Source organism: Streptomyces thermodiastaticus (assembly GCF_014656135.1).
GTDB classification, from domain to species: domain Bacteria; phylum Actinomycetota; class Actinomycetes; order Streptomycetales; family Streptomycetaceae; genus Streptomyces; species Streptomyces thermodiastaticus.
Genome location: NZ_BNBV01000009.1, coordinates 1 through 25048, shown reverse-complemented (window position 1 = coordinate 25048; position 25048 = coordinate 1). Strand labels below are relative to the sequence as shown.

At 72.4% G+C, this 25048-nt stretch carries 13 protein-coding genes, 1 tRNA gene and 1 rRNA gene; 3 read left to right on the top strand and 12 right to left on the bottom strand.

Annotation, left to right across the window (positions count from 1 at the left end):
- Window positions 1-16: 16 nt before the first annotated feature.
- Complete coding sequence (locus IE286_RS11055) at window positions 17-4951, top strand: ATP-dependent helicase (protein WP_189796478.1); 4935 nt, start codon at window positions 17-19, stop codon at window positions 4949-4951.
- A gap of 39 nt (window positions 4952-4990) precedes the next feature.
- Window positions 4991-5836 carry a DNA-formamidopyrimidine glycosylase family protein gene (locus IE286_RS11050; protein ID WP_189796477.1) on the top strand — a complete coding sequence of 282 codons (846 nt, stop codon included), beginning with the start codon at window positions 4991-4993 and terminating at the stop codon, window positions 5834-5836.
- 19 nt (window positions 5837-5855) lie between these two features.
- Here the strand turns inward: IE286_RS11050 and IE286_RS11045 are convergent, their stop codons facing one another.
- The 9 genes from IE286_RS11045 to IE286_RS11005 all read right to left on the bottom strand — a co-directional run bounded on the left by IE286_RS11045 (window position 5856) and on the right by IE286_RS11005 (window position 20850).
- Window positions 5856-6365 carry a hypothetical protein gene (locus IE286_RS11045; RefSeq protein WP_189796646.1) on the bottom strand — a complete coding sequence of 170 codons (510 nt, stop codon included), beginning with the start codon at window positions 6363-6365 and terminating at the stop codon, window positions 5856-5858.
- A 341-nt stretch (window positions 6366-6706) separates the two neighbouring features.
- Window positions 6707-7087 carry a helix-turn-helix domain-containing protein gene (locus IE286_RS11040; RefSeq protein ID WP_189796476.1) on the bottom strand — a complete coding sequence of 127 codons (381 nt, stop codon included), beginning with the start codon at window positions 7085-7087 and terminating at the stop codon, window positions 6707-6709.
- Between the two features lie 109 nt (window positions 7088-7196).
- The gene (locus IE286_RS11035) at window positions 7197-7742 is read right to left on the bottom strand and encodes a CinA family protein (protein ID WP_189796475.1); all 546 of its coding nucleotides are present in this window, start codon (window positions 7740-7742) and stop codon (window positions 7197-7199) included.
- Window positions 7739-8506: a CDP-diacylglycerol--glycerol-3-phosphate 3-phosphatidyltransferase gene (gene pgsA, locus IE286_RS11030; RefSeq protein WP_189796474.1), complete on the bottom strand. Its 768-nt coding sequence runs from the start codon at window positions 8504-8506 to the stop codon at window positions 7739-7741. Before pgsA ends, IE286_RS11035 begins: the two co-directional genes overlap by 4 nt.
- The gene (rimO, locus tag IE286_RS11025) at window positions 8503-9972 is read right to left on the bottom strand and encodes a 30S ribosomal protein S12 methylthiotransferase RimO (protein WP_189796473.1); all 1470 of its coding nucleotides are present in this window, start codon (window positions 9970-9972) and stop codon (window positions 8503-8505) included. The genes pgsA and rimO overlap by 4 nt, the downstream gene beginning before the upstream one ends.
- A 102-nt stretch (window positions 9973-10074) precedes the next feature.
- Window positions 10075-10920 (bottom strand): helix-turn-helix domain-containing protein, encoded by an 846-nt coding sequence (locus IE286_RS11020; RefSeq protein ID WP_189796472.1) that lies wholly within the window; start codon window positions 10918-10920, stop codon window positions 10075-10077.
- A gap of 326 nt (window positions 10921-11246) precedes the next feature.
- The gene (locus tag IE286_RS11015) at window positions 11247-14135 is read right to left on the bottom strand and encodes a DNA translocase FtsK (RefSeq protein ID WP_189796471.1); all 2889 of its coding nucleotides are present in this window, start codon (window positions 14133-14135) and stop codon (window positions 11247-11249) included.
- A 204-nt stretch (window positions 14136-14339) separates the two neighbouring features.
- Window positions 14340-15017, bottom strand: coding sequence for a response regulator (locus IE286_RS11010; RefSeq protein WP_189796470.1), 678 nt, complete (start codon window positions 15015-15017; stop codon window positions 14340-14342).
- 325 nt (window positions 15018-15342) lie between these two features.
- A complete protein-coding gene (locus tag IE286_RS11005) occupies window positions 15343-20850 on the bottom strand; it encodes a HAMP domain-containing protein (RefSeq protein ID WP_189796469.1) in 5508 nt (1835 codons plus the stop codon).
- 372 nt (window positions 20851-21222) lie between these two features.
- Here IE286_RS11005 and IE286_RS11000 point away from each other — a divergent pair, with 372 nt between their 5' ends.
- Complete coding sequence (locus IE286_RS11000) at window positions 21223-23958, top strand: SpoIIE family protein phosphatase (protein WP_189796468.1); 2736 nt, start codon at window positions 21223-21225, stop codon at window positions 23956-23958.
- 103 nt (window positions 23959-24061) lie between these two features.
- Here IE286_RS11000 and IE286_RS10995 read toward each other — a convergent pair.
- The 3 genes from IE286_RS10995 to rrf form a co-directional block, all read right to left on the bottom strand.
- Window positions 24062-24137 (bottom strand) — tRNA-Thr (locus IE286_RS10995).
- 41 nt (window positions 24138-24178) lie between these two features.
- Window positions 24179-24859 carry a DegT/DnrJ/EryC1/StrS family aminotransferase gene (locus IE286_RS10990; RefSeq protein ID WP_189796633.1) on the bottom strand — a complete coding sequence of 227 codons (681 nt, stop codon included), beginning with the start codon at window positions 24857-24859 and terminating at the stop codon, window positions 24179-24181.
- A 114-nt stretch (window positions 24860-24973) separates the two neighbouring features.
- A 5S ribosomal RNA gene (gene rrf / locus IE286_RS10985) occupies window positions 24974-25048 on the bottom strand; the annotation flags it as partial.

The following is a 25048-nucleotide window of genomic DNA, read 5'->3' as shown; positions in this document are numbered from 1 at the left end:
GGTGCACGATGGACGCATGGTCAGCGACGCACACCGGGCCCTCGACGGCTTCTCCCCCGCGACCCGCGGCTGGTTCACGGGGGCCTTCTCCGCGCCCACCGCGGCCCAGGCGGGCGCGTGGCGGGCCATCGCCGAGGGCTCGGACGTGCTGGTGGTCGCGCCGACCGGCTCCGGCAAGACGCTGGCCGCCTTCCTCGCCGCCCTGGACCGGCTGGCCTCGACGCCGCCCCCGGCCGAGCCGAAGAAGCGCTGCCGGGTGCTGTACGTCTCCCCGCTCAAGGCCCTGGCCGTCGACGTGGAGCGGAACCTGCGCAGCCCCCTGACCGGCATCCGCCAGGAATCCGTCCGCCTGGGCCTGCCCGAGCCGGACGTCAAGGTCGGCATCCGCTCCGGTGACACACCGGCCGCCGAGCGCCGTGCCCTGGCCACCCGCCCGCCGGACATCCTGATCACCACGCCCGAGTCGCTGTTCCTCATGCTGACCTCGGCCGCACGCGATGCGCTGGCCGGTGTCGAGACGGTGATCCTGGACGAGGTGCACGCCGTGGCGGGCACCAAGCGCGGCGCCCATCTGGCGCTGTCCCTGGAGCGGCTGGACGAGCTGCTGCCGCGGCCGGCCCGCCGCATCGGGCTGTCCGCGACCGTCCGCCCGGTCGACGAGGTCGCCCGCTTCCTCTCGCCGCGCCGCAAGGTGGAGATCGTCCAGCCGCCGTCGGCCAAGGAGTTCGATCTGTCGGTCGTCGTCCCCGTCGAGGACCTGGGCGAGCTGGGCGGCTCTCCGGCCACCGACGGCGGCGAGGGCGCGGAACGGCCGTCGATCTGGCCGCATGTGGAGGAGCGCATCACCGACCTGGTGCAGGCGCACCGCTCCACCATCGTGTTCGCCAACTCCCGCCGGCTGGCCGAACGCCTGTGCAACCGGCTCAACGAGATCGCCTACGAGCGGGCCGCCGGCGAGTTTCCGGCGGAACACCACGCACCGGCCGAGCTGATGGGCAACTCGGGCGCGGCGCACGGCGCGCCCCCGGTCATCGCGCGCGCCCACCACGGCTCGGTCTCCAAGGAGCAGCGCGCCCAGGTCGAGGAGGACCTCAAGGCCGGGCGGCTGCCGGCGGTGGTGGCCACCTCCAGCCTGGAGCTCGGCATCGACATGGGCGCCGTGGACCTGGTGGTCCAGGTGGAGTCGCCGCCGTCGGTGGCCTCCGGCCTGCAGCGCGTGGGCCGCGCGGGCCACCAGGTGGGCGCGGTCTCCCGCGGCGTGGTGTTCCCCAAGTACCGGGGCGACCTGGTGCAGGCCGCGGTGGTCACCGAGCGGATGCGCTCCGGTGCCATCGAGTCCCTGAAGGTGCCCGCCAACCCGCTGGACGTCCTCGCCCAGCAGCTCGTGGCGATGACGGCCATGGACACCTGGCAGGTGGACGACCTGCTCGCGGTGGTGCGCCGGGCGGCGCCCTTCGCGTCGCTGCCCGAGTCGGCGTTCACCGCCGTGCTCGACATGCTCGCCGGGCGCTATCCCTCCGACGCGTTCGCGGAGCTGCGCCCGCGCGTGGTGTGGGACCGGGTGGCGGGCACGGTCACCGGCCGGCCCGGCGCGCAGCGGCTGGCCGTCACCTCCGGGGGCACGATCCCCGACCGCGGTCTGTTCGGTGTCTTCCTCGCCGGCTCGGACCCCAAGAAGGGCGGCGGCCGGGTCGGCGAGCTGGACGAGGAGATGGTCTACGAGTCCCGCGTCGGGGACGTGTTCACGCTGGGCACCACGTCCTGGCGGATCGAGGACATCACCCGCGACCGGGTGCTGGTCTCCCCCGCGCCGGGCGTGCCGGGCCGGCTGCCGTTCTGGAAGGGCGACCAGCTGGGCCGCCCGCTGGAGCTGGGCCGCGCGGTCGGCGCGTTCCTGCGCGAGGTCGGCTCGCTGCCCGAGGACGACGCCCGGCTGCGGCTGCTGGCGGCCGGCCTGGACGCGTGGGCCGCGGACAACGTCCTGGCGTATCTCGAGGAGCAGCGCGAGGCCTGCGGTCATGTCCCCGACGACCGGACGATCGTGGTCGAGCGGTTCCGGGACGAGCTGGGCGACTGGCGGGTCGTGGTGCACTCCCCGTTCGGCGCCCAGGTGCACGCACCGTGGGCGCTGGCGCTCGGGGCCCGCCTGTCGGAGCGGTACGGCATGGACGCCCAGGTCATGCACGCCGACGACGGCATCGTGCTGCGGCTGCCCGACGCCGACCTGATGGGTCTGGACCTGCTCGACCAGGACCCGGTGCGCACCGGCGCCGAGTACGACGCCGAGCAGGCGCCGGTCGGCGCGGCGGACGTCGCCTTCGACAAGGGGGAGATCGACCAGATCGTCACCGACCAGGTCGGCGGCTCGGCCCTGTTCGCCTCCCGTTTCCGCGAGTGCGCCGCCCGCGCGCTGCTGCTGCCGCGCCGCAACCCCGGCAAGCGCACCCCCCTGTGGCAGCAGCGGCAGCGGGCCGCGCAGCTGCTGCAGGTGGCGAGCGAGTTCGGGTCGTTCCCGATCGTGCTGGAGGCGATCCGCGAGTGCCTCCAGGACGTGTTCGACGTCCCCGGCCTGGTGGAGCTGATGGGGGACATCCAGTCCCGCAAGGTCCGCCTGGTGGAGGTCACCACCCCGGAGCCCTCCCCCTTCGCCCGCTCGCTGCTGTTCGGATACGTCGCCCAGTTCCTGTACGAGGGCGACTCCCCGCTCGCCGAGCGCCGGGCCGCCGCCCTGTCCCTGGACTCCAGGCTGCTGGCCGAGCTGCTGGGCCAGGCGGAGCTGCGGGAGCTGCTGGACGCCGAGGTGCTGGTCGAGCTGGAGCGGGAGCTGCAGTGGCTGACCGAGGACCGCCGGGTCAAGGACGTCGAGGGCGTCGCGGACGTGCTGCGGGTGCTCGGCCCCCTCACCGACGCCGAACTGGCCGAACGCGGCGCGGAAGCGGGCTGGGCGGAGGAGCTGGCCGGTGCCCGCCGGGCCATCCGGGTGCGGATCGCCGGCACCGGCCACTGGGCCGCGGTCGAGGACGCGGGCCGGCTGCGCGACGCGCTCGGCACAGCCCTGCCGGTCGGGGTGCCGGAGGCCTTCACCGAGCCGGTCAAGGACCCCCTGGGCGACCTTCTGGCTCGCTACGCCCGCACCCACGGGCCGTTCACATCGGCCATTGCGGCGGCCCGGTTCGGCCTGGGCGTCGCGGTCACCGAGGGCGCGCTGCAGCGCCTCGCGGCCGCCGGACGCATCGTCCAGGGCGAGTTCCATCCGGCGGGCAGCGGACAGGAGTGGTGCGACGCGGCGGTGCTGCGGCGGCTGCGGCGGCGTTCGCTGGCCGCGCTGCGGCACGAGCTGGAGCCGGTGCCGCCGCCCGCGCTCGCCCAGTTCCTGCCCCAGTGGCAGCACATCGGCCCGGGGCACGGCCTGCGGGGAGTCGACGGTCTGGTGCGTGCCGTGGAGCAGCTGCAGGGCGCGTCCGTGCCCGCCTCCGCGCTGGAGAAACTGGTGCTGCCGTCCCGGGTGTCCGACTACACCCCCGCGATGCTGGACGAACTCACCGCGGCCGGCGAGGTGGTCTGGGCGGGCGCGGGGGCGCTGCCCGGCAAGGACGGCTGGATCTCGCTGTATCTGGCGGACGCCGCCCCGCTGCTGCTGCCGCCCCCGCTCCCGCTGGAGCTGACGGCGCTGCACCGGGCGGTGCTGGACACGCTCTCCGGCGGCTACGGGCTGTTCTTCCGCCAGATCGCCGACCAGGTCCGGGCCACGACCCACCCCGAGGCCACCGACCCGCAACTCGCCGACGCACTGTGGGACCTGGCCTGGTCCGGCCGGCTCACCAACGACACGCTGGCCCCGCTGCGCGCCCTGCTGGGCTCGGGCCGCACCGCGGGTTCCACGGCGCACCGGGCCAGACGCGCCGTGCCGCGCGGACGGTACGGCTCGCTGACCGCGGCGGCACGCGGCGGCTCCCGCAACGGCCCGCCGACCGTCGCCGGCCGCTGGTCCCTGCTGCCCGCCCGGGACGGCGACACCACCGTACGGGCGCACGCCCTGGCCCGTACCCTCCTCGACCGGCACGGGGTGGTCACCCGTGGCGCGGTGGCCGCCGAGGGGGTGGAGGGCGGTTTCTCGGCCGTGTACCGGGTCCTGTCCGCCTTCGAGGAGAGCGGTCAGGCCCGGCGGGGCTATGTCGTGGAGGGGCTGGGCGCGGCCCAGTTCGCGATGGACGGCGCGGTGGACCGGCTGCGCGCGGTGGCCACGGCCCGGGAACGCGGGGAGGGCCCGCCCGGCACCGGCTTCGGCGGTGCCGGCCCGTCCGGTGCCGGCCCGCAGGCGGCCTTCTCCGGCCCCGTGCCCTTCGACGCGTCCGGCTTGTCCGACGCACCGCCCGCCGGTGACCAGGACGGGACGTTCCTGAACGGCGCGGCGCCGGGCGGCGGTGTCTTCTCCCAGGACCTCGCCCAGGACCTCGGCTCCCCGGGCTACGGCGGCCCGCGAGGCGGCGGCGCGGAGGCATTCCCGTACGCCGCCCGCCCCTCCTTTGGCGACCGCCGCGGCCGTCCCGGCCCCGCCGGCTCCCCAGCGGTCGTGCTGGCCGCGGCCGACCCCGCCAACGCCTACGGCGCCGCCCTGCCCTGGCCCGAACCGCCGGCCGGCGCCGCGCACAAACCGGGCCGCAAGGCGGGCTCCCTGGTGGTGCTGGTGGCCGGCGAGCCGACCCTGTACATGGAACGCGGCGGCAAGACCCTGCTGGCGTGGCCCGCCGAACCGGACGCCGGCACCGGCGACGACCCCCGGCTGCGCGCGGCCGCGGAGGCGCTCGCGGGCGCGGCCCGCGCCGGGTCGCTCGGCACGGTCACGGTGGAGAAGATCAACGGCGTTTCCGCGCTGGCCTCGCCCCTCGGCAGGCTGCTGGAGGAGGCCGGGTTCGTCGCCACCCCACGCGGCCTGCGCCTGCGTGCCTGACACGAGCGGTTCTCCCCGGCCGCGTGTCACGCTGGACGCATGCCCGAAGGTGACACGGTCTGGCAGGCAGCGAGGCGGTTGCACGACGCCCTCGCGGGCCGGGTGCTGACCCGCAGCGACTTCCGGGTGCCGGCGTACGCCACGGTCGATCTGGCCGGCCGGACCGTGCTGGACACCGTCGCACGCGGCAAGCATCTGCTCACCCGGATCGAAGGTGGTCTGACCCTGCACTCGCACCTGCGCATGGACGGCGCCTGGAAGGTGTACGGCAGCGGGGAGAGCTGGAAGGGCGGCCCGGCCCACCAGATCCGCATCGTCCTCGCCACCGCCGGCCGCAGTGCCGTCGGCTACCGCCTGCCCGTGCTGGAGCTGCTGCCCACCGCGCAGGAGTCGCAGGCCGTCGGCCATCTCGGCCCGGACCTGCTCGGTGCCGACTGGGACCCTGAGCGGGCGCTGGCCAACCTGCTGGCCGACCCCGCCCGCCCGCTCGGCGAGGCACTGCTCGACCAGCGCGTCCTCGCCGGCATCGGCAACGTGTACAAGAGCGAGCTGTGCTTCCTGCTCGGCGTGACCCCGTGGCTGGCCGTCGGCTCCCTGCCCGCCGAGCAGGCCTCCCAGCTGCCCGGGCTCGCCAAGAAGCTGCTGGAGGCCAACCGCGACCGCGCGATACGGCAGACCACGGGTCTGCGTGCCCCGCGCCTGTTCGTGTACGGCCGCGCGCCGCGGCCCTGCCTGCGCTGCGGCACCTCCCTCCGGGTGGCCGACCAGGGCGACGGCTCCCAGGAGCGCCCCACGTACTGGTGCCCCGTCTGCCAGCGCGGCCCGGCGCCGCCGCCGGGGTCCGCGCAGCGGTGGCGGGAGCGCTACCGCCGCAGCACGAGGTGACCGCGCGCCCGCAGGCGGCTCACACCGGGCTGGGGCCGTCGTCCTCCGCACGGGGCGGCCCGTCGCCGCCCGTCCCGAACGGCCATCCGCCCTGCCCGGCGGTGAGCGTGTGCCCGCCGTGCCCGTAGGGCCATCCCCCGGACGCCCCGAACGTGGCCCCGCCGCCTTCTTTGGCCACCAGATCGCCCGCATGCCCGCCGGACGGTACCTCCGGCCCGGCATCGGGGCCGGCACCGGCAGGGGGAGCGGTCGGCCGCGTCGCGGACCCGGTCCGGTCGCCGTCGCCGCCCGGCGGCACACCGCCCGTGCGGCGGCGGATCAGCGCCGCTGTCCTGCGGCGGCCCGGGCGGCCGCGTTCGTCGCTCTGGGGCATGCAGTGCACGGGCAGCACGCTCACGCCCCAGCCGCCCGCCGCCACCGCGCCCTCGAGCACCCCGGCGTCGTCCGACAGCAGCAGCCGCAGAACCGCCCACCACCACAGCGCGCCGAGTCCGGCAACGGTCCCCCAGCGCACTGCCGGCCCTGCCATCGCACCCAACCGCACGCCTACCTCCTGCCCGACGCCGAACGCCGCCCGCGCGCAGCAGGAGGGCGCACCGGTGCACACACAGGCGCACTGGTCGCTTCCTGGCGCGGGTGCCCCAGGGACGCAACCCGCCTCCACGATCCCCCTGCCGCAGCGCCGGCACAAACGAAAGCCCCGGCCAGGGCTCCTGCGGTCTCCAGGAGCAGCCCCGGCCGGGGCTCGTCGGATCATGACTGCGGGCGAGTCGACGCAAGCGAGGACAGGCCACGCGGTACGGCAGGCGGTCCACGCGCCGCCCGGTCGACGCCGGCACCCGCTGCGGAGGCGGGTGGGCGCGCGCCGGATCAGGCGGCGACGACGTCCACCGCTTCGGCAGTGGCGGGAGCCTTGATGGTCACCCGTTCCGGTGGCACACCGGTCACCGAGACGGAACCCAGCATCGGACGCACCGGCGTGGGCACGGCATCGGCCGCCGCGGCGGACTGGGCCAGCTCGGCGAGTGCCAGCTCGTCGCTGACCTCCCGCATCAGCTCGGACATCCGTACGTCCAGCGCGTCGCAGATGGCGGAGAGCAGTTCGGAGGAAGCCTCCTTCTGCCCCCGCTCCACCTCGGAGAGATAGCCGAGCGAAACCCGGGCGGACGAGGAGACTTCGCGCAGAGTACGGCCCTGGCGCTGCCGCTGCCGACGCAGCACGTCACCCAGCAGGCGACGGAGCAGAATCATCGGTGGCTCCCTCCTCGGACCGCGTAGCCGCATCCATCACGCCCCACCGTACCGCCTCGCGCCGCGGCCGTGCGGGGAGCGATGTCGTGTTCACTCAGGGCTGCAAACATCAAAACCCCCCGTGCCGTTCCGTATCCTGTGCCCGCTCATTCCTGGTCTGTTCGCCCGCTATCTGCCCCAGAAGCAGTGCGAGTACGCTCCGTACAGTCTCCATACGAATTTCCGTCCGACCACCGTTCAACCGCAACGCGGTCGTTTTCCCGCCACAGCCGTCCCCTTCTCCCACACGGGCGGGTCCGGCCACGGCCACGAACACCGTCCCGACGGGTTGGCCGTCCTGCGGGTCGGGTCCGGCGACACCCGTGGTCGCGATGCCCCAGTCGGCGTCCAGCGCCCTGCGTACACCTGCGGCCATCTGCGCCGCGACCTGCGGATCCACCGCCCCGCGCTGGGCCAGGAGAGTGGCGTCCACCCCCAGCAGCCGGTGCTTGAGATCGGTGGCGTAGGCGGTGACCGAACCCCGGAAGACGGCGGACGCCCCCGGCACGGAGGTGATCTCGGCCGCGACCAGGCCGCCGGTCAGCGACTCGGCGACGGCGACCGTCTCGCCCCTGTCCGTGAGCAGCCGGACGACCTCGGCGGCCGGTGCACTCACCCTCGCGACTCCTCCAACGCGGCCCCGCGCGCGGCGATTCCCCGCCGGCGCAGCACCATGGCCTGTCTCACATAGTCCAGCCCGGTCACCACGGTCAGCACCACGGCCACCGCCATCACCCAGAAGCGCAGGGTCGCCAGCCATCCGGTCAGCGCCAGCACGTACATCCCGACCGCCACGCCCTGGGTGAGCGTCTTCAGCTTGCCGCCGCGGCTGGCGGGGATGACGCCGTAGCGGATCACCAGGAAGCGCAGCAGCGTGATGCCCAGCTCGCGGCCGAGGATCACGCCCGTCACCCACCAGGGCAGGTCACCGAGCGCGGACAGGCAGATGAGGGCCGCCCCCATGATCGCTTTGTCGGCGATCGGGTCGGCGATCTTGCCGAAGTCGGTGACCAGGTTGTACGTCCTGGCCAGGTGGCCGTCGAACAGGTCGGTGATCATGGCGATGGCGAAGGCCGCCCAGGCGAACGAGCGCCACGCCGGGTCGTACCCTCCGTTCGCCAGCATCAGCAGCACGAAGGCGGGCACCAGCAGCAGCCGCAGCATGGTCAGCAGATTCGCCACGTTCCACACGCCGGCCTGGTTCACGGCCGCCGCCGCGATCTTCCCGCCGCGCGCGGGCCTGCCGACGGCCGGCTCCTGGGCCGTACGGTCGCCTCCGCCCACCCCGGCACCGGAGGTCCCGTCCGCGCCGGTGCGGCCCGAGGCCGCCCCTCGCGCGCCGGTGGGGCCGCCCGCCGCGGACGCCGGAACTCCGGTCATCTGCCCGCCTCCTCGCACCCGAAGGCGCCCGGCAGCGGCTGGGCCACGAGGTCCACGCCCTGCGCGCCGGTCACCTTCGCCTCGACCATCCGGCCGACGCCGACTCCCTCGGCGCCGGTGAGCAGCACCTGCCCGTCCGTCTCGGGCGCCTGGTGCGCACCACGGCCGACGACGCCCTCCTCGTCGTCCACGGACTCCACGAGTACCCGCACCGTCTCCCCGATGCGCTCCTCGGCCCGCTGCGAGACGAGTTCCTCGGCCAGCCGGGTCACACGCTCCAGCCGCTCGGCGACGACCTCCTCGTCCAGCTTGCCGTCGAATCCGGCTGCCTCGGTGCCCTCCTCGTCGGAGTAGCCGAAGACACCGATGGCGTCCAGCCGCGCCGCGTCGAGGAACCGTTCCAGTTCGGCCAGGTCGTCCTCGGTCTCGCCGGGGAAGCCGACGATGAAGTTGGAGCGCACACCGGCCTCGGGCGCCTTGGAGCGGATGGTGTCCAGCAGCTGGAGGAAGCGGTCGGTGTCGCCGAAGCGGCGCATGGCGCGCAGCACGCCGGGCGCGGAGTGCTGGAAGGACAGGTCGAAGTACGGGGCGACCTTCTCGGTGCCGGTCAGCACGTCGATGAGGCCGGGCCGCATCTCGGCCGGCTGCAGGTAGCTGACCCGGATCCGCTCGATGCCGTCGACCTCGGCCAGCTCGGGCAGCAGGGACTCCAGCAGCCGGATGTCGCCGAGGTCCTTGCCGTAGGAGGTGTTGTTCTCGGAGACCAGCATGATCTCCTTGACGCCCTGCTCCGCCAGCCACCTCGTCTCGTTCAGCACGTCCGAGGGGCGGCGGGAGACGAAGGAGCCCCGGAAGGAGGGGATGGCGCAGAACGAGCAGCGCCGGTCGCAGCCGGAGGCCAGCTTGACCGAGGCGACCGGGGAGCCGTCCAGGCGGCGGCGCAGGGGCGCACGCGGGCCGGAGGCCGGGGCGACACCCTCGGGCAGATCGGCCGGGCCATGTCCCGGAATGACCACCTCCGCCTTGGCCCGCTGCCGCTCCACCGGGCTGATCGGGAGCAGCTTGCGCCTGTCGCGCGGAGTGTGCGGGGCGTGGATGCCGCCGCTGAGGATGGTCTGCAGACGGTCGGAGATGTCCGCGTAGTCGTCGAAGCCGAGCACGCCGTCCGCCTCGGGCAGCGCCTCGGCGAGTTCCTTGCCGTACCGCTCGGCCATGCAGCCGACCGCGACGACGGCTTTCGTTCTGCCGTTGCCCTTCAGGTCGCTGGCCTCCAGCAGGGCGTCCACGGAGTCCTTCTTGGCGGCCTCCACGAAGCCGCACGTGTTGACCACGGCGACGTCCGCCTCCGCGGCGTCCTTGACGAGCTGCCAGCCGTCCGCCTCCAAACGGCCTGCGAGCTCCTCCGAGTCCACCTCGTTGCGGGCGCAGCCGAGAGTGACGAGTGCGACGGTACGGCGTTCAGGCATGGGCTCAAGACTACTTTGTTCCGGCGACAGCCCACGTCGAAGGGGTTGGCCCGAGCAGGGCCAACCCCTTCGTCACGCGTACGCCCGTCCCCGGGCGGGTCCTTATCCGGCCTGCGGGTCGCCCTTGGTGTAGGTGAGGCGTTCGACGGCACCCGGCTGGAACTGGTCCTCGATCTTCTTGCCGTTGACCCAGAGCCGGACCGCGCCGGCGTCGCCGAGGACGAGGTCGATCCGGGAGCTGTCCTGGAAGGTCTTCGACTCGCCCTTGTTCAGCAGCCCGTCGAAGAGCATGCGGCCGTTGTGGTCCTTGGCGGAGATCCAGCTGCGTCCGTTCGGGGCGCTGATCTGGACGGTCACCTTGTCCTGAGGCGCGGCCGCGATGGCGCTCTCGGAGGGAGCGGCCTTGTGGTCGGCGGACCTGCTGTGCTGCGGCGCCGGCGTGTCGGACGCGCCGGCGGAGGGCGTGCCGCCCTCGGCGACCTGTGTCCGGGCGTCGCTGTCGCCGCCGCCCGTTCCCTTGACGGCCGTGAAGCCGACGAAGCCGATGACGACCACGATGGCCGCGACCATGGCCGCGGTCCAGTTGGGCCCGCGCCGTTCCGGGCGGATACGTTCCGCCTCGAACAGCGGGGCGGCAGGAGTCGGGGCCGGGCGGCCGCCGTGCTCGGCGTCGTACCGCGCGAGCAGCTCGGCGGGATCGAGGCGCACCGCGCGGGCCAGGGTCCGGATGTGCCCGCGGGCGTAGACGTCGCCGCCGCAGGGGGCGAAGTCGTCGGCCTCGATGGCGCGCACGATGGAGTTGCGGATCCGGGTGGCGGCGCTGACCTCGTCGACGGTCAGTCCGGCGGCGAGGCGCGCATCTTTCAGGACACGGCCGATGGAGGGGCGGGCTTCCTCGGAAACGTCTTCGAACGGACGCTCGTCTTCAGGGGAGTTGCCGATGGACACGGGGGCGCCTTTCGAGCGTGTAGCCGCCTGTGCTGGAGGTTCAGTCTAGGGGCGGAGCACAGGATGGAGCGACCCGGCGGTAGCACTTTGTACGCCATCGGAATGGCCGGACAATCCGATGGTGGGACAGGCACCGGACCCCCGAGGAGAGTCCGGCACCGTGCCCTGTGTCCACCTTGACGAACAGCCGGCGCAAAGGGTTGCCCGCCCTCGCCCGCCGGACGGAGCCCGGTACGACCCGCCCGCCGGACGGAGCCCGGTACGGCCCGCCAGGCGGGCGGCGCACACGCTTTCCCGCCCGTCCCGGTCGCAGCGTCTGCCGGGCCCTACGCCTCGCCCCGGAGCATGGCGAGCACGCTGTCCAGGTCGTCCGGCTTGACCAGCACCTCACGCGCCTTGGACCCCTCGCTGGGACCGACGATGTTCCGTGACTCCATCAGGTCCATCAGCCGCCCGGCCTTCGCGAAGCCCACGCGCAGCTTGCGCTGGAGCATGGAGGTGGAGCCGAACTGGGTGGAGACCACCAGCTCCGCCGCCTGGCACAGCAGGTCGAGGTCGTCGCCGATGTCCTCGTCGATCTCCTTCTTCTGCTTGCCGCCGACCAGCACGTCGTCCCGGAAGACCGGCGCCATCTGCTCCTTGCAGTGCCTCACGACCGCGGCGACCTCCTCCTCGGTGACGAAGGCGCCCTGCATGCGCACCGGCTTGTTCGCCCCCATCGGCAGGAACAGCCCGTCGCCCTTGCCGATGAGCTTCTCCGCGCCGGGCTGGTCGAGGATGACCCGGCTGTCGGCCAGCGAGGAGGTCGCGAAGGCCAGCCGGGAGGGCACGTTCGCCTTGATCAGGCCGGTGACGACGTCCACCGACGGCCGCTGCGTGGCCAGCACCAGGTGGATGCCGGCCGCACGCGCCAGCTGCGTGATGCGCACGATGGCGTCCTCCACGTCCCGCGGAGCGACCATCATCAGGTCGGCCAGCTCGTCCACGATCACCAGCAGGTACGGGTAGGGCTGGAGCTCCCGCTCGCTGCCCGCGGGCGCCGTGACCTTGCCGCTGCGCACCGCCGCGTTGAAGTCGTCGATGTGCCGGAACCCGTAGGCGGCCAGGTCGTCGTACCGCAGGTCCATCTCGCGCACCACCCACTGCAGCGCCTCGGCGGCCCGCTTGGGGTTGGTGATGATCGGCGTGATCAGGTGCGGGATGCCCTCGTAGGCGGTCAGCTCGACCCGCTTGGGGTCGACCAGGACCATGCGCACGTCCTCCGGCGTGGCCCGCATCATCACCGAGGTGATCAGGCAGTTGATGCAGGACGACTTGCCGGAGCCGGTGGCGCCGGCGACGAGGATGTGCGGCATCTTCGCGATGTTGGCCATCACATAGCCGCCCTCGACGTCCTTGCCGAGCGCGACCAGCATCGGGTGGTCCTCCTCGGCCGCCTCCGCCAGGCGCAGCACGTCCCCGAGGTTGACCATCTCCCGGTCGGTGTTGGGGATCTCGATGCCCACCGCGGACTTGCCGGGGATCGGGCTGATGATCCGCACGTCCGGGCTGGCGACCGCGTAGGCGATGTTCTTCGTCAGCGCGGTGATCCGCTCGACCTTCACGGCGGGGCCCAGCTCGACCTCGTAGCGCGTGACCGTCGGGCCGCGGGTGAAGCCGGTGACCCGGGCGTCGACCTTGAACTCGGTGAAGACGGTGGTCAGCGCGTGCACGATGGCGTCGTTGGCGGCGCTGCGCTCCTTGCCCGGGCCGCCCCGGCGCAGCAGGTCCAGGGGCGGCAGGGCGTAGGTGATGTCGCCGGAGAGCTGCAGCTGCTCGGCGCGCGGCGGCAGTTCGCGGCTCTCGGCGGGCGGGGCCTTGGTCAGGTCGGGGACCGGTTTCGTCAGGTCCGGGACGGGCCGGGCGGGGTCGGGGACCGCCCTGGTCCGCTCGGGCGTGCCGCCGGCGGGCCGTGCGGGCGCGGGGGGCGCCGCCGGGGTCTGCGCCCGGGCCGGCACGGCCTGCGGCTCGGCCTCGGTCCCGGGCTGCGCGCCGGTCTGGGGCTCGGGCTGCGCGGCGGGACGGTCCCGCTCGGGCCGGGCGGCCGGGACGGGAGCGGCGGCGCGGTCGCCCACGCCGACGCCCTGGGTGAGGTCGGCGACGACCGGGGACGGCGGCATGCCGTGCAGCACCGCGCCGTCGAGCGCGGCAGCGGCAGCGGCAGCGACGTCCACGGCGTCCATCTGCCGCCCCACCTCCGGCTGCGGCACGGCCGAACGCCGGGGCCGGCCACGCCGTTTGGCCAGGGCGTCCTGCTCGGCGGCGTCCGGGTCGTGGCCCTGCGCGGCGCCCCGGCGCCGACGCGGGGACGCGGACGTGGACAGGGCCTCGCGCCATTGTTCCTCGTACCGCGCGTCGTCCTCGCTGTACGGCTCGGACTCCTCCGGGCCGGACAGCACACCGAGCTTCACGCCGAGCTGCCGCAGCCGCTGCGGGATCGCGTTGACCGGTGTGGCGGTGACGACCAGCAGCCCGAAGACGGTGAGCAGCACCAGCAGCGGAACGGCCAGCACCTCGCCCAGGGCGAAGGTCAGCGGGGTCGCCGCACCCCAGCCGATCAGACCGCCGGCGTCCCTTATCGCCCGCATGCCGTCGCTGCGGGCCGGCGAGCCGCAGGCGATGTGCACCTGCCCGAGCACACCGAGGACCAGCGCGCTCAGCCCGATGACGATCCGGCCGTTGGCCTCGGGCTTCTCCGGATGCCGGATGTAGCGCACGGCGATGACCGCCAGCAGCACGGGCACCAGCAGGTCCAGCCGCCCGAAGGCTCCGGTGACCAGGATCTCGACCAGATCCCCCACCGGTCCGCGCAGGTCGGCCCAGGTGCCGGCGGCGACGATCAGGGCGGCGGCGAGCAGCAGCAGCGCGATGCCGTCCTTGCGGTGCGCGGGATCGAGGTTCTTGGCGCCCCTGCCCACGCTCCTCAGCAGCGCGCCGACGGCGTGGGCGAGCCCCAGCCACAGGGCACGCACCAGCCGGAACAGGCCCCCGGTCGGATTCGGCGCGGGCTTGCTCGCCGCGGCCTTCCTGGCGGGCGCCTTCTTCGCGGGGGTCTTCTTCGCCGGCGCTTTCCTGGGGGGCGCCTTCTTCGCAGCGGCCTTCTTCGCCGGAGCCTTCGCGGGAGCGGCCGCCTTCTTCGCCGGCGGCTTCTTGGCTGCGGAGGGACGTGAGGCCATGGGTGTGAGGTTACCGCCGGAGACCACAGCGGACACGTGTGCCCACTGCTTCACCCGTTCGTGTCGTGTTCTCCCGACGGGTGCTGACGCCCCCTCAGTGCCGCCGACCGGCACAGGCGGCCCTCGCACCGCGGGCGAGCAGACAACAGCCGCGCCAGCGGACGTGACGCCCTCGTCCTGGGCGCCCGGCCCGCTGCGCGGCTGTCAGCTCTGGGAGGCCACCGACGAGGCGCCCCCGGTGCCCGGCTCCAGGGCGTCCAGGGCGCGGCGCAGTCCCGTCAGCTTGCGCTCCAGATGGGCTGCCGTGGCGACCGCCGCCGCGTCGGCGGACTCCTCGCCCAGCTGCTTGGACAGGGCCTCGGCCTGTTCCTCCACCGCGGCCAGCCGGGCGGACAGCTCCGCGAGCAGACCCGCGGACTCCTTGCCCCCGCCGACGCCGCCCTTGCCGCCTTCCAGCTGCAGCCGGAGCAGGGCCGCCTGCTCCTTCAACTGGCAGTTCTTCATGTACAGGTCGACGAAGACCGACACCTTCGCCCGCAGCACCCACGGGTCGAACGGCTTGGAGATGTAGTCGACCGCACCCGCCGCGTAGCCGCGGAAGGTGTGATGCGGGCCGTGGTTGATCGCGGTGAGGAAGATGATCGGGATGTCCCGGGTCCTCTCCCGCCGTTTGATGTGCGCGGCCGTCTCGAAACCGTCCATGCCCGGCATCTGGACGTCGAGCAGGATGACCGCGAAGTCGTCCGTGAGCAGTGCTTTGAGCGCTTCCTCCCCGGACGATGCCCGGACCAGCGTCTGATCGAGCGCAGAGAGGATGGCCTCCAGCGCCAGCAGATTCTCCGGCCGGTCATCGACCAGGAGGATCTTGGCCTTCTGCACCATGGCCCGCCCTCCTCGCCCCGGCTTGGGGCCTCCCCTGTCCGCAGGACCTGGAGTGACACCGGCGGGTGCCGCCCCAGGGGACGACTCCCTTGCGCCGCCCGTCCTTGTGCCGGTCATCGTAGCCGCACCCCGCCTGTCGCCACACCCTGTCACCGCGATGTCACTGTGCACGTAGCAGAAACGCGGCGGAAGACCGGAAGGTTCCCCCGTTCCCGCACCTGACCACGACAACGTGCACCTCGCCTCGACACCTTCACCACGTCACGCACCGGCCGGGACCCGCCGCAGCGGAACCCGTGGCCCCCGGCGGTCCCGGCCCGCACCGTCACTCCCCTCGCATCCACTTCTCCATCACGCCCAGCAGATGGTCGGGGTCGACCGGCTTGGTCACGTAGTCGGAGGCGCCCGACTCCAGTGCCTTCTCCCGGTCGCCCTTCATCGCCTTCGCGGTCAGCGCGATGATCGGCAGCTCGGCGAACTGCGGCATCCTGCGGATCGCGGTGGTCGTCGCGTACCCGTCCATCTCGGGCATCATGATGTCCATCAGGACGACCGCCACATCGTCGTGCTGCTCCAGCACCTCGATGCCCTCGCGGCCGTTCTCCGCGTACAGCACGGACAGCCCGTGCTGTTCCAGGACGCTGGTCAGCGCGAACACATTGCGGATGTCGTCGTCGACGATCAGCACCTTCTCACCGCCGAACCGGACGTCCCGGTGCCACTGTTCGCGGCTGTCGGCGCCGGCCGCCGCGTCCGCCCGGTCCGGCAGCTGGTCCGCGGCCGTCCCGTCCTCGGCCTGCCCCGCCGCCTGCTCGGCGGCCGACAGGGACCGGCGGCGGCGCCGGAACAGGGCCGCCGCACCGGACTGCGCCTCCTGGTACGACCTGACCTCGGCCGGCATCTCGACCTGACCGGACGACAGCTCCGACTGCTCCGGCTCCGCGGTGACGAGTTCGTCCGACTCCAGCGCGGACCCCGGCTGCTGGTAGCCCTGCGGCGGCAGATCGCCCGGGTGCAGCGGCAGATACAGCGTGAAGGTCGAGCCGCGGCCCGGTTCGCTCTGCGCGTGGATCTCACCGCCGAGCAGCTGCGCGATCTCCCGGGAGATGGACAGCCCGAGGCCCGTGCCGCCGTACTTGCGGCTGGTGGTGCCGTCCGCCTGCTTGAACGCCTCGAAGATCACCCGCATCTTGCTGGCCGCGATGCCGATGCCGGTGTCGGTGACCGAGAACGCGATCATCTCCGCGTCCGGGTCGGTGAGCGAACCGGCCTCCAGCAACTGCTCCCTGATGGCCTGCGGCACATCGTCCCGGGCTGGGCGGATGACCAGTTCCACCGAACCGGAGTCGGTGAACTTCACCGCGTTCGACAGCAGGTTGCGCAGCACCTGCAGCAGCCGCTGCTCGTCGGTGTGAAGCGTGGCGGGCAGCTCCGGCGACACCCGCACCGACAGATCCAGGCCCTTCTCCGCCGTCAGTGGCCGGAAGGTGGCCTCCACGTAGTCGATGAGCTGCACGAGCGCGATGCGCGTCGGGGAGACGTCCATCTTGCCCGCCTCGACCTTCGACAGGTCCAGGATGTCGTTGATCAGCTGCAGCAGGTCGGAACCGGCGCCGTGGATCGTCTCGGCGAACTCCACCTGCTTCGGCGACAGGTTCCCCTCGGCGTTGTCCGCGAGCAGCTTGGCCAGGATCAGCAGCGAGTTCAGCGGCGTCCTCAGCTCGTGCGACATGTTCGCCAGGAACTCGCTGCGGTACCGCATGGACACCGCGAGCTGCTCCGCCCGCTCCTCCAGGACCTGGCGGGCCTCCTCGATCTCGGAGTTCTTCGCCTCGATGTCCCGGTTCTGCTGGGCCAGCAGCTCGGCCTTCTCCTCCAGTTCGGCGTTGGACGCCTGCAGCGCCAGCTGCCGCTGCTCCAGCTCCTCCGACCGCAGCCGCAGCTGCTCGGTCAGCTCCTGCGACTGCTTGAGCAGCTGCTCGGTCTTGGTGTTGACGGAGATGGTGTTGACGCTGGTGGCGATCATCTCCGCGATCTGGTTGAGGAAGTCCTTCTGGATCTGCGTGAACGGCGTGAACGAGGCCAGCTCGATCACACCGAGCACCTTGCCCTCGAACAGCACCGGCAGCACGATCACCTGTGCGGGCGGCGCCTCGCCGAGCCCGGAGGAGATCTTCAGGTACCCGCTGGGCGCCTTGTCCACCAGGATCGTGCGCTTCTCCTTGGCCGCCGTCCCGATCAGGCCCTCACCGGGCCGGAACGACGTCGGCATCGAGCCCACCGAGTAGCCGTAGGAACCGAGCATCCGCAGCTCGTAGGCGTCCCCGTCGCCGCCCAGCTCGGTGTCGTCGGCCGGCGGCATCGCCACGAAGAACGCGCCGTGCTGCGCGGAGACCACCGGCGTCAGCTCGCTCATGATCAGCGAGGCCACGTCCTCCAGGTCCCGGCGGCCCTGCATCAGCGCCGAGATACGGGCCAGGTTGCCCTTGAGCCAGTCCTGCTCCTTGTTGGCGATCGTGGTGTCGCGCAGGTTCGAGATCATCTTGTTGATGGAGTCCTGCAGCTCCTTGATCTCGCCGGAGGCGTCGACGTCGATCTGCAGCTCCAGGTCTCCGCGCGTCACCGCGGAGGCCACCCGTGCGATGGCACGCACCTGCCGGGTCAGGTTCCCGGCCATCTCGTTGACGGACTCCGTCAGGTCCCGCCAGGTGCCGTCCACGTCCCGCACCCGCGCCTGCCCGCCGAGCTGGCCCTCGGTGCCCACCTCGCGGGCCACCCGCGTGACCTCCTCGGCGAACGACGACAGCTGGTCGACCATCGTGTTGATGGTCGTCTTCAGCTCCAGGATCTCCCCACGCGCGTCGATGTCGATCTTCTTCGTCAGGTCGCCCTTGGCGATGGCGGTGGTGACCATGGCGATGTTGCGCACCTGCCCGGTCAGGTTGGACGCCATCTGGTTCACCGACTCGGTCAGGTCCTTCCAGGTGCCGGCCACCCCCGGCACATAGGCCTGCCCGCCGAGGATGCCGTCCGTGCCCACCTCACGGGCCACCTTGGTGACCTGGTCGGCGAACGAACTCAGCGTCTTGACCATGGTGTTGAAGGTGTCCGCGAGCTGCGCGACCTCGCCGCGCGCCTCGATCGTCACCGTCCGCGTCAGATCACCGTTGGCCACCGCCGCGGCGACCTGGGAGATGTTGCGCACCTGCATGGTCAGGTTGTTGGCCATCAGGTTGACGTTGTCGCTGAGGTCCTTCCAGATGCCGACCACGCCCGGCACGTGCGCCTGACCGCCCAGGATGCCCTCGGTGCCCACCTCGCGGGCCACCCGCGTGACCTGCTCGGCGAACGACGACAGCTGGTCCACCATCGTGTTGACGGTGGTCACCAGCTCCAGGATCTCGCCCTTGGCGTCGACGGTGATCTTCTTCGACAGGTCGCCCTTGGCGACGGCCGTGGTGACCTCGGCGATGTTGCGCACCTGCATGGTGAGGTTGTTCGCCATGCCGTTGACCGACTGGGTCAGGTCCTTCCAGGTGCCCGAGACTCCCTCGACCTTCGCCTGGCCGCCCAGGATGCCCTCGGTGCCCACCTCCCGGGCCACCCGCGTGACCTCCTCGGCGAACGACGACAGCTGGTCGACCATCGTGTTCAGTGTGTTCTTCAGCTCCAGGATCTCCCCGCGGGCGTCCACGGTGATCTTCTGCGACAGATCACCGCGCGCCACCGCCGTGGCGACCTGCGCGATGTTGCGCACCTGCGAGGTGAGGTTGCCGGCCATGCCGTTGACCGAGTCGGTCAGGTCCCGCCACACACCGGCCACGCCCGGCACCTGCGCCTGACCGCCCAGCCGGCCCTCGGTGCCCACCTCGTGGGCCACCCGGGTGACCTGGTCGGCGAACGCGGAGAGCTGGTCGACCATCGTGTTGATGGTGTTCTTCAGCTCCAGGAACTCCCCGCGCGCGTCCACGTCGATCTTCTGCGACAGATCACCACGCGCCACCGCCGTCGTCACCTGGGCGATCTGCCGCACCTGCGAGGTGAGGTTCTCCGCCATGAAGTTGACGGAGTCGGTCAGCTCCTTCCACGTGCCCGACACCCCGTCCACCCGGGCCTGACCGCCCAGCCGGCCCTCGGTGCCCACGTCCCGGGAGATCCGGATGACCTGGTCGGCGAAGGACGACAGCTGGTCCACCATCGTGTTCACGGTGTTCTTCAGCTGGAGCATCTCGCCGGAGACGTCCACGGTGACCTTCTGCGACAGATCACCGTTGGCCACCGCCGTCGTCACCTGGGCGATGTTCCTCACCTGACCGGTCAGGTTGCGGAAGGCGGTGTTGACCGAGTCCGTCAGGTCCTTCCACGCGCCGGCCGCACCCGGCACCTGCGCCTGGCCGCCCAGCTCGCCCTCGACCCCGATCTCCCGCGCCACGCGCGTCACCTCGGCACCGAACGCCGACAGCTGGTCCACCATGCCGTTGACGGTGTTCTTCAGCTCCAGCATCTCGCCGGCCACGTCCACGGTGACCTTCTGCGACAGATCACCGTTGGCCACCGCCGTCGTCACCGCGGCGATGTCCCGCACCTGCGTGGTCAGGTTGCGGAACACCGTGTTCACGGAGTCCGTCAGATCCTTCCAGGTGCCCGCGACACCCGGGACGTTCGCCTGGCCGCCCAGCCGGCCCTCCGCGCCGACCTCGTTGGCCACCCGCGTGACCTCGTCCGCGAAGATCCGCAGCGTCTCCGTCATCTGGTTGATCGTCTCGGCCAGCCGCGCGACCTCGCCGCGTGCCGGGACGGTCACCTTCTGCGACAGATCACCGTTGGCGACGGCCGTGGTGACCTGGGCGATGCCGCGCACCTGCGCCGTGAGGTTGCCGGCCATCAGGTTCACCGAGTCGGTGAGCTCCTTCCACGTCCCGGCCACCCCCGGCACGTGCGCCTGACCGCCCAGGATGCCGTCCGTGCCCACCTCCCGGGCGACCCTGGTCACCTCGGAGGAGAACGCGGACAGCTGGTCCACCATCGTGTTGACGGTGTTCTTCAGCTCCAGCATCTCGCCGGCGACCTGCACGGTCACCTTCCGCGACAGATCGCCCTTGGCGACCGCCGTCGTCACCAGCGCGATGTCCCGCACCTGGTCCGTCAGCCGGGACGCCATCATGTTGACGGAGTCCGTGAGGTCCTTCCACGACCCGGACAGCCCGCGCACCCGCGCCTGCCCGCCCAGCTTGCCCTCGGTGCCCACCTCGCTGGCCACCCGCGTGACCTCGTCGGTGAACGCCGACAGCTGATCGACCAGGTTGTTGACCGTCCGCCCGACCTTCAGGAACTCCCCGCGCAGCGGATGCCCCGCAGGCCCCGGGGTGCGCAGCTCCATCCGCGGGGACAGATCGCCCTCGGCGACCGCGGACAGCACCCGCCCGACCTCGGAGACGGGCCGGACCAGGTCGTCGACGAGGGCGTTGCAGTCCTCGATCGCCGTCGCCCAGGACCCCTCGCTGGCCCCCGTCTCCAGCCGCTCCGTGAGCTTTCCGTCACGTCCCACCATGCGCCGCACCCGCGCCAGCTCACCGGTCAGGTGCAGGTTCCGGTCGGCCACCTCGTTGAAGACCGCGGCGATCTCCGCCATCACGCCGTCCCCGGACACCGTCAGCCGCTTGCGGAAGTTCCCGTCCCGCATCGCCTCCAGGGCGGCCAGCAGCCGGTTCAGCGCGGCGGTGTCCACCGTGGTGGTGCTGCCGCGCGGCGTGCGCCTACTGCTCGGGGACTGACCGGACGGTCCGCTCCTCGCGCGCGTCTTCGTGCCCCGCGTCGCTGCGCCAGACTCCACTGTGTCCCTCCCGCAGGGATCGACCGTTACTGCTGTCCCCCGGTATCACGGCATGGTGTACCGGCATCTGCTCTGCCTTCGCCGGTGCGACCGGGCCGCCGGGGGCTGCTGCCCCGCCGGGCGCCTCGCCACTCCGCCCGTTCACACCGTCACTACAAGCCTGCCCAGTGTTTCACCCCCGCCGAACCAGGCCATAACAGTTCGGCAGCTTCGCACACCGTCCGCACGCCCTCCGGGCGAAAACACCGATGACCGGCATCCGCACGGACGGCGAAGGTAAGTAACCTTGCATGCGGCTGTCCAGCCACGCCGGTCCGTCCGGCCTGGGCGGTGGCACAGGTACGAGCGGGCATCGGAGGGCAGCCGCACACTATGACCACCGGAGTGATCGGGGGACAGCCCCTGCAGCCTCGGCCGCCGGGTGCGCCGCTGCCCACGCGGCACCACGCGCCGCGCGGCCCGCACGGGGACGTCGACAACCGGACGAGGAGTTCTGTGATCACCGCGCGCGCGGCCGCCAGCTTCGAGCCCCTCGGGCGATCCGTCGCGACCGCCCGGTCCTTCGTCCGCGACACCCTCCAGGGGTGGGGCTTCGCCGACGTCGTGGACGACGCGGTGGTCCTCACCAGCGAACTGGTCACCAACGCCGTCGTCCACGCCGGAACCGCCGCCGAGGTGGTCTGCCTGCGCAGCGACCACGGAGTGCGCATCGAGGTCTCCGACCGCTACCCGGAGCGCGAGGTCCCCGTGCAGAGCGCCCCGGTCTCCATGGGCAGCCCCGACCAGGAAGGCGGCCGCGGCCTGCAGCTGTGCGCGGCCCTCGCCGGCCGCTGGGGCGTCGAGTACACCCCGACGCACAAGACCGTCTGGTTCCAACTCGACCTGCCCGAACGCCCGGTCGGCACCCGCTCCGCCGGCCCGGTCCTGCCCACCGAACTCCTCCCGGCGACCGAAGGACGGGTCCGGGTCGCCGTCGTCCAGGTCGACCGCAACGGCACCGTCACCGCCTGGAACGAGGACGCGGAGGCCCTCTTCGGCTACGCCGCCGACCAGGTGGTGGGCAAGCCGCTGACCGACTTCGCGGCCTGGCCGCACACCCCGGGCACCGGGACCGGCGTCGCCGAGGCGCTCCAACTCTCCCGCTGGGAGGGCAGTTACGGCATCCGCGGCGTCCACGGCCGCGTCATCCCCGTCTACGGCTCGCATCTGCGCGTCCGCGACACCAGCGGCGAGCCCTCCACGGTGTGCCTGCTCGTCCGCGACCACGAACGAGCCGTTCTGCAGACCCCGTTGCGCGCCACCGGCGACACGGGCACCTCCTCCGACAGCGCCACCGCCGACCCCTTCGAGGTCTTCATCGGCTCACCCGCCCCCGACGACCTCGACAGCCTGCTGCAGCGCACCGTCGAACGAGCCCGCGACATGCTCGACGGCGACGCCGCCTTCCTGCTGCTGGCCACCGACGACGAGACCGAGCTGGAGGTCCGCGCCACCACGGGTCTGCCGTCCGCCCGCCAGCGCTTCGCCCGCGTCCCTGTCGAGGCCGGCCCCGGCCGCTACGGCTCGGCCCGCATGCCCGCCGTCCACGACGACCTCACGGCCGCGCCCGGCGCCGTGCCCCTGCTCCGCGGGACCGGCATGCGGTCCCTCGTCACCGTTCCGCTGAAGGTCGAGGGCCGCCTGACCGGTTCCCTCGGCGTGGCCGCCGAAGCACCCGGCCGGTACTCCAACGAGGAGGCGCTGCGCCTGCAGTTCGCCGCGGACCGCATCGCCCTGGCCGTCGAGTCGGCCCGCCTGGGCGAGCTGGAGCGGCTGCGCCGCGGCTCCCTCAGTTTCCTCGTCGAGGCATCCGACCTGCTGGCCGGCACCCTGGACCGCGACCAGACGCTCGCCCTGATGGCGCAGATGACCGTGCCGACGCTGGCCACCTGGTGCGCCGTCTACACCATCGCCGACCAGGCCTCCGAACCGTATCTGTCCTACGTCCTGCACGAGGACGAGGAACTCATCGACGGCATCAAGTCCCTGCTGTCGAAGATCCCGCCGCCGGACCCGGTGCCCACCCCGGGCGCCCGGGTGTGGACCGCCCCCGGGGAGGCGGCCCACCAGGCCGCGCTGCGCTCCTCCATGCGCAGCCTCGGCCTCGGCGACTCCCACCACCAGGTCGGCACGTCCATCGGCCCCACCCTCGCCACGGCCGCCGCGGTCGGCGGCGAGACGGTGGTGCTGCCGCTGGTCGCCCGCAACCGCGTCATCGGCATGCTGACCCTCGGCAAACCCACCGACGAGCACTTCCGCCAGGAGATCCTGGAACTCGCCGAGGACCTCAGCCGCCGTGCCGCCCTCGCCCTGGACAACGCCCGGCTGTACTCGGAACGCACGGCCATCAGCCAGTCGCTGCAGCGCAGCCTGCTCCCGCCGGGCCTGCCGCAGATCGACGGGGTGGAGGTCGACGTCATCTACCGCGCGGCCGGCGAGGGCAACGAGGTCGGCGGCGACTTCTACGACCTGTTCCCCATCCGTGACGGCGCCTACGGCTTCGCCATCGGCGATGTCTGCGGCACGGGCCCGGAGGCCGCGGCCGTCACCGGCCTGGCCCGGCACGCCCTGCGTCTGCTGGCCCGCGAGGGCTACGACGGCCCGTCGGTCCTGCAGCGCCTGAACTCCGCGATCATCGACGAGGGCGCCCGCAGCCGCTTCCTCACCCTGCTGTACGGCGAGTTGCGCCCGCAGGAGAACGGCAGCGCCGAGCTGAAGGTGGTCTGCGCCGGCCATCCGCTGCCGCTGCGTCTGCGCCAGGACGGCACGGTCGAACCGGCCGCCGAGCCGCAGCCGCTGCTGGGCGTCATCGAGGACCTGGAACTGTACGAGCAGACCGTCGTCCTGGATCCGGGCGACGTGCTGCTGTGCGTCACGGACGGGGTGACCGAACGCCGCGAGGGCACGCGCATGCTGGGCGACGACGGCCTCGCGGATGTGCTGACCACGTGCACGGGCCTGACGGCCGGCGCGGTCGCCGCACGCATCATGCGGGCGGTGGAGCGTTTCGCTCAGGACGCGCCGTCCGACGACATGGCGATTCTGGCGATGCGGGTTCCGGAGAACTAGGCCCGGCAGGCGCCGAGTTCGCCACCGTCTTCCGCGCCGGCCTCGGCGGCCTGACACAACGGCAGACGAAAAAGGCCCCGCGCAAGGGCGGGGCCATTTTCCGTGGAGCCCCCAAACGGAATCGAACCGTTGACCTTCTCCTTACCATGGAGACGCTCTGCCGACTGAGCTATAGGGGCCTGTCACCTCTGCGGGGTTTCCCTCGCGGCGACTGAATAGATCATACCCCGAACTCGGCTGTGCTCCCAACCGCCATCGGTCCGCCCAGCGCATTGCACGCGGAGACGATCCGCCGCATCTCCCGTTTCGTCAACGAGGCGTCCACCGGCAGCGCCAGTGTCTCCTGCGCGGCCCGTTCCGTCTCCGGCAGTGACACGTACCGGCGGAAATCCGGTAGCCGGTGCACGGGCGTCTTGACCGGCACCCGGCACGCGATTCCTCGGGCCCGCAGGGCTGCGGCGAAGGCGTCCCGGTCGGGCCGGCCATTGCCCAACACCCGCACGACGTACTGCTGGTAGGTGTGCCCGGCCCCGCCGTCGGGCGTGACGACGCCCCGCAGCCGCGCGTCCAGATATGCGGCGCGCTCTCTGCGCTGTGCCAGCTCGCCGCGCGGCACCTCGGTTTCGTGATACTCCAGTACGAGCAAGCCGTGCCGCTGCCCGACCTCGTGCATCCGCCTCAGGTCGGCGGTACGTCCGAAACGGTGGACGACGACGACAGCCGCGGTACGCGGTGTCACGGCCGCCTCGACGGCCACGGGGTCCAGGCAGTACGTCACGGGGTCGATGTCGGCGAACACCGGCAACGCACCGATGCGGACCACCGCTTCGGCGATGTCCACGTTGCCGAACGCCGGCACGACGACCTCGTCACCGAGCCCGACACCGCCGGCCCTCAGCAAGGCTGCAGTCTCCATGCCGCGGATGCTGCTCGGACGACATGAACGCCAAGTGACGGACAGCAAAAAGGGGTTGGGCCCAGAACCGAAGTTCCGGGCCCAACCCTTCGAAGTGTAGTCCGGCGGCGTCCTACTCTCCCACAGGGTCCCCCCTGCAGTACCATCGGCGCTGTAAGGCTTAGCTTCCGGGTT